This window comes from Mycoplasmopsis lipophila, from assembly GCF_045276895.1.
GTDB lineage: Bacteria > Bacillota_I > Bacilli_A > Mycoplasmatales > Metamycoplasmataceae > Mycoplasmopsis > Mycoplasmopsis lipophila.
In genome coordinates this window covers 93,438-106,610 of sequence record NZ_CP174165.1, presented here as the reverse complement: position 1 = coordinate 106,610, position 13,173 = coordinate 93,438, and the positions used below count along the sequence as shown (strand labels likewise).

General features: G+C 24.2%; 11 protein-coding genes. All 11 read right to left on the bottom strand.

What is annotated here, in order from left to right; translation table 4 throughout:
- Nucleotides 1-1,044, bottom strand: a complete 1,044-nt coding sequence (gene argF, locus ACJA27_RS00365) for an ornithine carbamoyltransferase (protein ID WP_406618023.1) — start codon at nt 1,042-1,044, stop codon at nt 1-3.
- A 63-nt stretch (nt 1,045-1,107) separates the two neighbouring features.
- On the bottom strand, nt 1,108-2,307 hold the full coding sequence (locus ACJA27_RS00360) for an arginine deiminase family protein (protein WP_406618022.1): 1,200 nt from the start codon (nt 2,305-2,307) through the stop codon (nt 1,108-1,110).
- A gap of 860 nt (nt 2,308-3,167) precedes the next feature.
- Nucleotides 3,168-6,281, bottom strand: a complete 3,114-nt coding sequence (locus ACJA27_RS00355) for a type I restriction endonuclease subunit R (protein ID WP_406618021.1) — start codon at nt 6,279-6,281, stop codon at nt 3,168-3,170.
- A gap of 12 nt (nt 6,282-6,293) precedes the next feature.
- Nucleotides 6,294-6,842, bottom strand: a complete 549-nt coding sequence (fic, locus tag ACJA27_RS00350) for a protein adenylyltransferase Fic (protein ID WP_406618285.1) — start codon at nt 6,840-6,842, stop codon at nt 6,294-6,296.
- A gap of 318 nt (nt 6,843-7,160) precedes the next feature.
- Nucleotides 7,161-7,736, bottom strand: a complete 576-nt coding sequence (locus ACJA27_RS00345) for a restriction endonuclease subunit S (RefSeq protein WP_406618284.1) — start codon at nt 7,734-7,736, stop codon at nt 7,161-7,163.
- A gap of 83 nt (nt 7,737-7,819) precedes the next feature.
- On the bottom strand, nt 7,820-8,362 hold the full coding sequence (locus tag ACJA27_RS00340) for a restriction endonuclease subunit S (RefSeq protein ID WP_406618283.1): 543 nt from the start codon (nt 8,360-8,362) through the stop codon (nt 7,820-7,822).
- A gap of 68 nt (nt 8,363-8,430) precedes the next feature.
- Nucleotides 8,431-9,699, bottom strand: coding sequence for a restriction endonuclease subunit S (locus ACJA27_RS00335; protein WP_406618020.1), 1,269 nt, complete (start codon nt 9,697-9,699; stop codon nt 8,431-8,433).
- Nucleotides 9,692-11,251 carry a type I restriction-modification system subunit M gene (locus tag ACJA27_RS00330; RefSeq protein ID WP_406618019.1) on the bottom strand — a complete coding sequence of 520 codons (1,560 nt, stop codon included), beginning with the start codon at nt 11,249-11,251 and terminating at the stop codon, nt 9,692-9,694. The genes ACJA27_RS00335 and ACJA27_RS00330 overlap by 8 nt, the downstream gene beginning before the upstream one ends.
- 145 nt (nt 11,252-11,396) lie before the next feature.
- Nucleotides 11,397-12,269 (bottom strand): GTPase Era, encoded by an 873-nt coding sequence (gene era / locus ACJA27_RS00325; protein ID WP_406618018.1) that lies wholly within the window; start codon nt 12,267-12,269, stop codon nt 11,397-11,399.
- On the bottom strand, nt 12,269-12,661 hold the full coding sequence (gene cdd / locus ACJA27_RS00320; RefSeq protein WP_406618017.1) for a cytidine deaminase: 393 nt from the start codon (nt 12,659-12,661) through the stop codon (nt 12,269-12,271). Before cdd ends, era begins: the two co-directional genes overlap by 1 nt.
- A gap of 2 nt (nt 12,662-12,663) precedes the next feature.
- The gene (gene ybeY / locus ACJA27_RS00315; protein ID WP_406618016.1) at nt 12,664-13,119 is read right to left on the bottom strand and encodes an rRNA maturation RNase YbeY; all 456 of its coding nucleotides are present in this window, start codon (nt 13,117-13,119) and stop codon (nt 12,664-12,666) included.
- Nucleotides 13,120-13,173: the final 54 nt, after the last annotated feature.

Below are 13,173 nucleotides of genomic sequence, written 5' to 3'. Positions count from 1 at the left end.
TTAGTATCCTAAGGTAGCAAGAATAACTGCTTTAATTGAGTGCATTCTATTTCCTGCTTGTTCTATAGATTTATTATATTTTGATTGGAATACTTCATCTGTTACTTCCATAGCACCGGTAGCAACAACTGGATATTTTTTACCAAATTTTTCTTTAATTTCAGCTGAAAATTGAGTATGGTCATCATGGAAAGCTGGTAAACAATGCAAGAATAATACATCATCTTTAGCAGCTTTAATCATTTCCATATCAACTTGATATGCACCTAATTCTTTAATTCTTGGTTCAAACAATGAAAAGTCTTCACCTAATGATACTCAAACATCGGTATAAATGGCATCAGCATCTTTAGCAGCTTTAATTTTGTCATCTGAAAAGCTTACTGAACCACCATTTTGTTTAAATAGTTTTTGACAAGCATCATAAACTTCTTTATAACCTTTTCCGGTTTTTACTAATTCAGCTTGTGCTTTTGGTCCACATAATACTACATGCATACCTGTAAATGCTGCACCAATCATAATTGAACGAGCAACATTATTTTTAATATCACCAGCAAAAACAATTTTTTTGCCTTTTAGGTCGCCTTTAAATTCTTTAATGGTCATGTAATCAGCTAACATTTGGGTTGGATGTTCATCATCTGTTAAACCATTTCATACAGGAACACCAGAATATTTTACAAGGGCATCAACATCAGATTGTTTAAATCCTCTAAATTCAATACCATCATAAAATTGTCCTAAAACCATAGCAGTATCTTCTATTGATTCTTTTTTACCAAAGTTAGAACCTGCAGGCCCTATATATGTACAACTTGCTCCTAAATCAGCAGCAGCCACTTCAAAAGAACAACGAGTTCTTGTTGAATCTTTTTGGAACATAATAGCAATATTTTTTCCTACTAAAGGTCTATTGTTAGTATGTAATCCTTGCATTTTAGATTTTTTTAATTCTAAAGCTAAATCAATTAAGTAGTTAATTTCATCAGTTGTAAAGTTTAAAGCTGAATCTAAACTACGTCCTTTTAAATTTCTTGGCATAATTCTCCTTTGTTAATAAAAAAAATGAAATTTAATTTAAATTTTTAATTAAATAATTTTGTTTTATTCTAAATCTTCTCTTACTAAAGGCATAGACATACATCTTGCTGATCCCATACCTAAAGAAAGTTGGTTACCTTTGAAAGAAAGAACTTTTACACCAGCTTTTTCTAGAGCTTTTTCAGTTAATACATTTCTTGAATAACCAACTACAACACCTGGTTCAATGGTTAAATAATTTGTACCATCAAAGTGTGTTTCAATATCGATGCTTAATTGTGAAGCACCTTCACCAGCAATAGGAATTAAGATAGGATCTAATCCTGTAATACTTTTTAGCATTTCTGGTAAAGATTTTTCACATTCAACCATTTCAATATCTTTGGTTAAATCAATTTCTCAGAATTTCAATACTTTCATCATATTTGGTGAATATAAGAATTTATCTTTATCCATCATTGTCAATCAAGTATCTAAATGCATTAAGTTAGGCATTGGAGGAACATTAATAGCAACTATTCTTTCAAATTTTGCTTGATCATTATTTTTAATTTTGTTAGCAATTGTTAAAATAGCTTCTTTATTTGTTCTTTCACTAACACCTAATACTAAGGTTTTTTTATTGTAAATAAATACATCACCACCTTCAATATTTCCATTATCTAATCTATCAAATCAGTGTGGAGTATCTTTGTAATTGGGATGTATCTTAAAAACAAATTCAGAGAAAATAGTTTCTCTTTTTCTTGTTACATATTTCATATTATTTAATGAAATACCATTTCCAGCTGAAGCAAATGGATCACGAGTAAAGTATAAGTTAGGCATTGGATCAACAACTAAATCACGGTCTAATTCAACTCCTAATTCAGTTTTTAAAATACCTGCCATCATTATTCTGATCATTTTTTTGGTAGTTTTTTGTGAAAGTAAAAATGCTTTTACTTTTTTACGAAGTTCATCAGTTAAAACTGGTTCTGCTTCATCTAATCATTTTTCAATAAAAGCATCTCTTTGTTCTTCAGTAGCTTTTTTTCAAGTTTCAACAACTAAATCATCTAGCTGAATAACTTTAATACCTTTATCTAATAAAATTTGAACAAATCTTTTGTGTTCTTCTATAGCTTCATCAGCTTCCAAAATAGCTGAGAAAAGCAATTCATCTAAACGAGCCGGCGCAACACGCCTGATTTCGTCTCCAGGGGTGTGAACTAGGACTTCTTTAAGTTTACCTATTTCACTATAAACATTAATTTTATTCATATTTAAGTACCTTTCAAAATAAATAAATATATAGATAACATATTAAATAAATTAATAAGTTATCTTAATTAATATTATATATTCATATGCTAATAAGGAAAATGGAAACATTACCAAATTTATATTTTAATTGTTAAAATGGAAATGTTTCACATATATAGAGTAAAATTTATATGGTGTAAAAAAGTTAAAGCTATGAAAGAAAAATATGAAATACACAACTAAAAAATGAATAGAAAACATCATCTTTTGTTTTGTTATGGTGTTTGCTATTATTTTTTATGTGAATGCTATTCAAATTTAGTGAAACCAAAAAATACAATTTAAAATTTATATTTATAAGCATCGCTATAGACCGAGTATATGAAAGTACATATTTAATTTTTGGTTTTAGTTTTTATTATTGATTTATTTGAATTTCCAATATTTCAAAAACTAATAAAATAAATATTTCTATATTTATATCCTTAAATTTGATATGAAAATTATCTTGATTTTTAATATTTATTATTGTGGAAAAAACAAATTATATTGAAGTAATTAACACAGGTAATATGTGTTTATTTATGTCTCACTTTCATTTACTAGTAATAATTTATGATTTTTATTACAAAATAAAAGAAATTATTTTATACAAACAAAATTCTAAATATTTTGAAATAAAAAATTAAATTAATTCTTCATTTTGAATTATTTAGTAACAAAACAAATTTCTTTCTATATGTCTCTTCATTTTCAAAAAATAAAGATATTGCAAATTTAGAAATATTAAACAAAATAAAATGCCTAACATCGTCATAAATTTAAAGATTTAAAAATCAATATGCCTACTTTACTAGATATATTGATTTTTAATAAAATTAAATATAAAAGTTTTTAAAAAATTCCTCTAATTTATTTAAAACATTTTGTTTTTTGATTGCTCTATCTTCACCTGCACCAGAAAATCTTGAAATTGGAGGCAAAATGTTTGCTATTTCTGTACCTGTTCTTTTTATTTCCCCTCTTTCAAAAGAATCCTGCATAAATTTTAATGTTAATTCTTTATTCAATTTTTCGGTATCAATAATTTCATTTAATTTTTCTTCTTTTTCTTCTGTATAAAATGCTTTCCATTCATCTAAAACATTAACTTCTTTATTATCAATACGTTTAATAAAATTTAAAATTAATTGTTTTTTACTTCTTAATTCAGGTGAAGAAGAAATAGCAAATCATATGTCTTTTTCTAAAATTTCTACATCTTTAGTATTTTTGTCATGCATTTCTTCAATTAACATCAAAATATAGTCTATATTAACTTCCATTTGTTTCAATAATTCAGTTTCAAAAACAACATCTTCATTAATGGTAACTAATTCACTTTTTTCATAATTTTTAATTTCATCTTTTATATCTTGATATTTACTTGAATAATCTTGAAATTCTCTCATAGTCAAAATTTCTTTACCTTCAAATTCATCAAAAGATAAAAGAATATTTCTTAATTTTAAAATTTGACTAAACAAATGAATAAAATTCTTATTTTCTGTTTCACTTTTAATTTTAAGATTTCAATTAGATAAAGGAAATTTTTTAGTTAATTGAGATATATATTCTTTATAACCAGTATGATAAACTTTAAGTAAATCATAATATCCGTTGTAATATTCTTTAAAATTTCTTATTAAAATAAGACCACTTGCTTCACTATCTCCAAAAATGGATATAGCATCTTTGGTATTTTTTTCTAAGTTTCTAAAACAAACAATATTCCCATGTGTTTTAATAGAATTTAAAATTCTATTAGTTCTGGAAAAAGCTTGAATAAGACCATGTTCTTTTAAATTTTTATCTACTCATAAAGTATTTAAAACTTGAGCATCAAACCCTGTTAAAAACATATTTACTACTATGAGAATATCAAGTTCTTTATTTTTTAATCTTAATGAAACATCTTTATAGTAGTTTTGAAATCTTTCAGCAGAAGTATCATATGAAGTATTAAACATTTTATTGTAATCTTTGATTGCTTCATCTAAAAATTCTCTACTTGATTTATCTAAAGCTTCGGTATCATCACTATTTTCTTCATCTAAAAGACCATCAAAATCTTCTTCATTAACTCCATATGAATAAATTAATCCTACTTTTAGATTATGTTCTGAATTGGCTGCAATTTGTTTTTTAAATTCTAAATAATATTTTTTTGCCATTTCAATAGAAGAAACTGCAAAAATAGAATTAAATCCATTGATATTTTTGTGTTCTTTAATTTCTTTAAAATTGTAATTAGATTTATTTGCAACCACTGAATTAATGCTACTTAATACCAAATGTCTATAAATTCTAGTTTTATCATTTCTATATGTTTTTTGATTAAAATGTTCCAATATATATTTGGTAACTAATTCAATTCTTCTTGGATCTAAAAACACACTTTCTCTATCAATATCTCAAACCATTTCATCTTTAATATAACTTGGTAAATCAATGGTTTTTACATAGTCAAATTTAAAAGGTAAAACATTTTTATCTTGAATTGCATTTACTATTGTATAAGTATGTAATTTTTGCCCAAAAGTTTGTTCTGTTGTTTTGGTTATACCTTTATTATGACTTTTATTAATGGCAAAAATAGGTGTACCTGTAAAACCAAAAATATAATAATTTTTAAAATTTTTAACTATAGCATCATGCATAACCCCAAATTGTGAACGATGACATTCATCAAAAATAAGTACAATATGTTTAGCAAAAGTACTATGACCTTTGTTTTTATTTATAAATAAAGATAATTTTTGAATAGTAGTAATAATAATTTTGCTTTTATCATCTTTTAATTGTTTTTCTAACACATGAATTGATTTATTAGAATTAGCTGCGCCTTTTTCAAATTTGTCATATTCTCTCATTGTTTGATAATCTAAATCTTTTCTATCAACTACAAAAATAACTTTATCAATAAAAGATAATGAAGTTGCTAATTTAGCTGTTTTAAAAGAAGTTAAAGTTTTACCACTTCCAGTTGTATGTCATACATATCCGCCAGCTTCAATAGAACCATATTTTTTATAATTATTAGCAATTTTTATCTTGTTAATAACTTTTTCTGTTGCAACAATTTGATAAGGTCTCATAACCAATAACATTTTTTCAGAAGTAAAAACACAATATTTACTCAAAATATTTAAAATTGTGTGTTTTGAGAAAAAAGTTCTTGTGAAATCAATTAAATCAGAAATAATTATATTTTTTGCATCAGCCCAAAAATTAGTAAATTCAAAAGAATTACTTTTTTTAGTGTTATTACTTGTATTATAGGTTTTTTTAATATGATAAAATCTTGTGGTATTTGAATAATATTTTGTATGAGTTCCATTTGAAATTACAAATATTTGGACATAATCATATAGACCATTACTTGCTCAAAATGAATCATTTTGGTATCTATTTATTTGATTAAAAGCTTCTTTAATTGCTATTCCTCTTCTTTTTAATTCAACATGGACTAGAGGTAAACCATTTACCAAAATGGTTACATCATATCTATTTTTGTATTTTCCATTTTCTTCTTCATATTGATTTATAACTTGAAGTTTATTATTATGAATATTAGTTTTATCAATTAAAGTAATATTTTTAATTGATCCATCTTCTCTTTCTAAAAGTTGACGGTAATCTTCCTGAATAATTCTTGTTTTTTCTTCAATTGAAAAATTAGGGTTAGCAATTTTATTATGAAAAAATACTTTTCATTCTTTATCACTAAACTTCATTTTATTTAATTGTTCTAGTTGTTTTCTTAAATTCAAAATTAAGTCTTCTTCATTATGAATATTCACATATTCATATGATTGTTCTTTTAACATTTTTATAAATTCTTTTTCTAAATCTTGTTCAGATTGATATGCGGTAGATTTGTTTAGAAGTGGTTTATATTCTGAAACAACTGTTTCATCATTAGTTTCTGCTATAACACTAAAATCTTTCATTTTTCTCCTCTACTAATATTCATCAATTTGTTCATAATAATAAGAATAATCAATGCCTTTCATTATTATTTCTCTATTATTTGTATCATTAGATAATGATAATTTAATTAAATTTAATATTTTAGTTGGATTATTTGGGCTAGTTATCATAGCATCAAAATAATCTTGTTTATTTATTTTGCTTCAATCTACACAAAGATTTAAATTCTTTTTTAATATTTGATCCAATCAAATTCTTGTACTTCTGCCATTTCCTTCCATAAATGGATGTACTATATTCATTTCAATATATTTATTTATTATTTGTTCTAGTGAGTTTTCAGACATTTTTTCTATTTTACTCAAATTTTCTTGTAAATATTTAACAGGGGCAAAAACAAAATCACCTTTCGAAATATTTAAAGTTCTAATTTTTCCTGCAAAATCATATAATCCACCAAAAATATAACTATGAATTTGTTGTAAACCTTTAACTGTTCCAACTTCTATATTTTCAATAAATCCCGTTTCAAATAATTCATATGCCTTTAATTTACTTTTTTCATCAAGTGAAGTTTTCATATTTTTTATTCATTTTAAAAATATTTCACTTTTATTGCTAGAAATAATAAGTAAAAGAATATTTAAACCATTTTCATCAATTACATCAGTCTCATAAAATTTTCCATCTCGTGCTTTTGATTTCAGTTGTCTACAAATTGAAGACAACTCTTTTTTTCTTAATTTTAAATTATTTCAATATTTTCTTGCATTACTAGGTTTTATAATTGCTTCAACTATATCAGAAGCACAAAAATATCATCTAGAATTATCATTATTTCAAACTGCACGTATTGGAATATTTTCAAAAAACCTAATTGATGTTTTGTTCATAACAATTTATTTCTCCTTATCAAAGGTTAAAAGTTTATTTTTATAATATTCATATTGTTTTTGTCTTTGTTCAATTTCAAGAGGAAGTCCTGTTTTTATATCTTTTGAATAATTTTCTAATTTATCAAGAATGTTAACAATTTTTTGTTGAACTTCAAGAGATGGGATGGGGATTTGAATATCTAAAATATTTTTCATATTTGGGTGTTTAATAGATGAACCTATATAGTGTTCTTCTATTTTTGTTTTGATATTCATTAATGAATAAAAAATAAATTTTAAGTTATAAAGATTAATATTTTTTGAAACCATTAAAATATTTAAACTATCTATAAAATAACCATTTCAATATTTTATTATTGGAGAACCACCTGTTGGAATAGAAATAATTTCTCCATAATTTATATTTTTGTCATTTTTAACATAATTGGTAAAACCATCATAATTACCTGTTGAAAGTAATTTAACTTCTCCATCTTTAATGTTTTGATACATTTTTAATTGTTTAGCTGAAATATGTTTAAAATTTACTATTTCTTTTTGTTTATCTTTTTTTACATTTTTAAATTTTTTATCAAAAATAAGAATTTCATTTATTGATTTAATATCAATAGAAAATAGTAATATTTGTTTTAATTCATTTAGTAAATTAATATAATTTTTATCTAAATCCCCCCCCGGAATTTTTCAAAGTCTAATAACATATTTCTGTAATATTCATATTGTTTTTGCCTTTGTTCAATTTCAAGAGGAAGTCCGGTTTTGATATCTTTTGAATAATTTTCTAATTTGTCGAGAATGTTAACAATTTTTTGTTGAACTTCAAGAGATGGGATGGGGATTTCAATTTGTTCCATTAAAGTAGTTGTAAACATAGGAATTGTTTGATTCTTATCAATATTTTTTATTCTATTTGTTGATAATAAAAAATATAAAAATTTATTTAGTAATAAATTTGAATTATTTGAATTTAAAATTCCACAATGTGTTGTAATAGAAAATTTTCCTTTTCTATAAAATGTTGTTCCAGCATAAATTCCATCTGTTGTCCAAGTTACATATTCGCCATCATAATCATATGTATTAATTTTTCCTAATTCACCATTATTCAATGTTTGTGAAGAATAAAGTGGATATTCTCCTTTATGTTCTTTTATATATGATTTTGTATATGCTTTACCTCTAGAAATGGTACAAACATCCTTTATTTTTTTATATTCAATAGTAAATAATAATTTTTCTTCTAATTCATTTAGTAAATTAATATAATTTTTATCTAAATCCCCCCCCGGAATTTTTCAAAGTCTAATAACATATTTCTGTAATATTCATATTGTTTTTGCCTTTGTTCAATTTCAAGAGGAAGTCCGGTTTTGATATCTTTTGAATAATTTTCTAATTTATCAAGAATGTTGACAATTTTTTGTTGAATTTCAAGCGATGGGATGGGGATTAATAAATTTTCAACTTGTTCTTTCGATAAATTTGTTTGATTAATTAAATCATCATATTTAAGTAAATTCAAATTCCTATTCAATACATAAAACAAATATTTTGGATTAATTTTGTTTAAATCAATAATAGATAACTTACAAATTCGTTGATTTATTGCATATCTATCATTTTCATTTATTAAAAAACATTTAGCAAGTGCTTTGCCATTAGGCAAATCACTTAAAACCATTGCAATTTCATTTTTATTTGCTGTTATTAGACATTTATTTACAAATTTATAATCATTTCCATTTGAAGAAATAAATTTTGCATTAATTAAAATATATTTTCCTAATTTATTAACAAATTTCTCATGACCTTTCCCATTTTGATAAATACAAACATCCTTTATTTTTTTATATTCAATTTTTTTATTATTACTATTCATTAGTTTTTCTAATAAATTTTTATTATTAGAAAAATCTAAAAGTTTACTTTTATAGTAATCAAATTGTTTATCTCTTGCTGTAAGCTCTGCTGTAAGCTCTGCTGTAAGCTCTGCTGTAAGCTCTGAAAATTTATCTAATATTTTTACTATTTCATTTTGAATTTCTAACGGAGGAATTGGGACTTCAATTTCTAAAATCTTAGACATATCTGGATGTTTAACACCTGCTCCTCTATAACAAGTTTGAATAAAATCAATTTTTGTTAACAAAAAATAATAAATAAATTTTAAATTATATTTTTCCAAATTAGAGGAAATACATAAAATATTTAAACTATCAACAAATTTTCCATAGTAATATTTTAACTTTGCTGATCCTCCAGAAGGTATAGCTATAACTTCATCATTGTTAAGAATGTCCAAAACATTTTCTTCATTTGTTCTTCCATCAAAATCACCGGTTGATAATAATTTAACATTTCCATCATTTTTATTTAATAATTTTAATTCATTAGCAGAAATATGATGAAACTTAACTACTGTAGGTTGTTTAAATTTTTCTACATTTTTAAATTTTTTATCTAAATAAGTTACTTCTCATATTTTTTTATACTCAACACCATCAGGACATAATTTTTGAATCAATTCATTAATCTTATTCATTTTCAATATCCTTAATAATTAAATCAATTTCTTTTCTCAAAATATCATTTTTAGCAACAATATCTCCTATTTGTTTGTTAAGTACTTTAATATCAATAATTTCTTTTGTATTTTCAGTTTTTAAATATGTAGAAACTGAAAGATTAAAATCATTTTCCTTAATTTGATCAATGTTTGCTAATTTGCTAATATATTCAATATTTTTTCTTTGTTCATAATAATTAACAATATTTAAAATATTTTTCTCACTTAATTTATTGTTGTTGGTTGATTTTAAATATTCTTTAGAAGCATCTATAAATAAAACATCATTATTAGTTTTTGATTTTTTCAATACCATAATGCAAGTTGAAATTTGAGTTTTAAAAAATAAATTTTTAGGTAGTTGAATAATTGAATCTACAAAATTATTTTCAACTAGATATTGTCTGATTTTTTGTTCATCACTACCTCTAAACATAATCCCATTGGCACAAACAATAGAAGCAACTCCATTAGGTGATAATCAAGAAAGAGAATGCATTATAAAGGCTAAATCTGCATAAGATTTTGGAGCTAAAACTCCAGCTGGAGAAAATCTTGAATCATTTATTAATAATGGATTATCATCACCTTCTCATTTTATAGAATAAGGTGGATTAGAAACAATAACATCAAAAGGTTCATCATCTCAGTGTTTGGGAGAAATTAAGGTATCTTCACATTCAATTTTAAATTTATCAAAATCAATGTTATTTAAAAACATATTTATTCTACAAAGATTAAATGTAGTTAAATTTTTTTCTTGTCCATAAAAACCTTGTTTAATATTTTCCTTACCTAAAACTTTTATTGCTTGCAAAAGCAATGAACCGGAACCACAAGCAGGGTCATAAACTTTATTAACTTCTTTTTTACCTAAAACTGCAATTCTTGTAAGTAATTCAGAAACTTCTTGAGGAGTGAAAAATTCTCCCGCTACTTTTCCAGCATTTGATGCATACATACTCATTAAATATTCATAAGCATCACCAAAAGCATCTATAGAATTTTCTTCATAATTTCCCAATTTCATAGATGCTATTTTAGTTAATATAATTGCTAATTTTTTATTTCTTTTATCAACAGTAGATCCTAGTCTATTAGAATTAACATCGATATCATTAAAAAGACCAGTAAAATCATTTTCACTTAAATGGCCTCTTGCAGATTGTTCAATATTATTAAATATTCGTCCTAAAGTTTCATTCAAATTTTCATTTTGATAAGCATTTTTTTGAACATTAACAAATAATTCTGAAGGTAAAATAAAAAAACCTTTTTCCTCAATTAAGTCATTTTTTATCTTGTTTGCTTCTTCATCTGAAACAAGTGCATAATCAAATTCCTTATTTCCCAATTTATGTTCACCTTTATTGATATAAACTGTTAGATTTTCAGAAATATATCTATAAAACATTATGATTAAAATATATTGTTTAAAATCTCATCCATCAACAGCGCCACGTAATTCATTAGCAATGTTTCAAATGGATTTATGTAATTCATCTCTTTCTTGATTATTTACAAACATTTTTCTCCTTTGTTTTAGTTAAAAATAAACTAATATAATTTTAATAAAATAACAACTAAATAAGTTATACAATAAGTTGTTATTTTATACTTATTTATAGATAATTAAAATAAAAAAACCTATAACTAAATTACAAGTTTTTAGATTATTCATAACCAAATTTTTTTAAAGTTTTTTTATCATCAATTCATTTTGGAGCAATCTTTACTTTTGTAAATAAATTGATTTTTTTACCAAATTGGACATTCATTAATTTTCTTGCTTCCATTCCTATTTTCTTTATTTTAGAACCGTTAGCTCCAATTACCATTCCTTTTTGCGAAGCTTTTTTTACAAATATCGTTGATTCAATTTCTATTAAATCATCATCCTCACTAAATCTTTCAATTTCAATAGCAATTGAATGGGGTAATTCTTCAAATAATTCATTAATAGCAGCTTGACGAATAATTTCTTTTGCTAAAAATCTCATTGATTTATCTGTTAAAGAATCCTCATCATAATAAGGATTAGATTCATAAGCATAAGTTTTAATATAAGTAATTAAATCATCTATAGATTTAGAATTTTTAGTAGAAACTCCTAAAACTTTTTCAAAACCATATTTTTTTAACTCTTCTTGTTTATCTAATAAAATTTTGGGATCTTTAACTAAATCTAATTTGGTAATAAGACCAATTTTATTTTTAAAATTTTTTATTTTTTCAATAATCATTTGATCACCAGTACTAATCATTTCATTCACTGGACTCAAAAACAAAATTAAATCTGTATCTTTTGTAGAAGAGTAAGCATTTTTATTCAAAATTTGACCTAATTCTGATTCAGGTTTATGAATTCCAGGAGTATCAGTAAAAATTATTTGATATCCCTCTTCATTGTAAACACCTACTATTTGATCTCTTGTAGTTTGTGCTACATTAGAAACAATAGCAACATTGTAATTTAAAATGTTATTTAATAAAGATGATTTACCTACATTTGGTCTGCCAAGAATAGAAACAAAACAAACTTTCATTATTTAATTTGTTCTCCACGAATAGCAAAAGGTATTAACTCTGCAACAGTATTAACTCTAATGGTTTTACCATCACCTGAATATTGATAAATTTTCGCATTATCTTGCATAAATTCTGTCATAACTTGTCTACAACCAGCACAAGGCGAAATAATACCTTCACCTGATGAAATAATATGAATTTCTTTAAAATTTCCTACTTTAGCTCCGTAAGCTACTGATCCAAATAACGCAGATCTTTCAGCACATAAACCTGATGGAAAAGCAGCGTTTTCTACATTAACTCCATAATGTTCTTTACCTTCACTGTCTATAGCGATAGCTGCTACTTTAAAATGTGATCAAGGTGCATATGAATATTTTAATAAATCTTGTAATTTTTTAATTTCCATAATTAATTCTCCCTAGTGATATTTAATGGTTCTAAAATTTTGTCAACTATATTATTCATCTCTATTCTTTCATCTTCACTTTCATGATCATATCCCATTAAATGAACAAGACCATGAGTGAACAAATATGAATATTCTCTTCTTTCTGAATGATTAAATTCTTTTGCTTGTTGAATAATTTTTTCAGGACAAATAACTAATTCACCAAGTGGTAAAAAAGGTATATCTTCATAAATATCTTCATGTCCAAAATCAAAAGATAAAATATCAGTTACATAATCTTTATGACGATATTCTTTATTTAACTTTTGTATTTCTTCAGGATCTACAAAGGTTATATCTACTAAAACATCTTTATTTAGATTAAAAAATTGTTTAAAAGAATCAAAAATTTGTTCATATTCTTTTTCATAAATAAAATCATAACAGGTCTCATTTGAATAATTAAGTTGTTCCATAAATTAAATTATATATAACTGCTTATTTTCTACCTTTATATTTTGATAAAATTA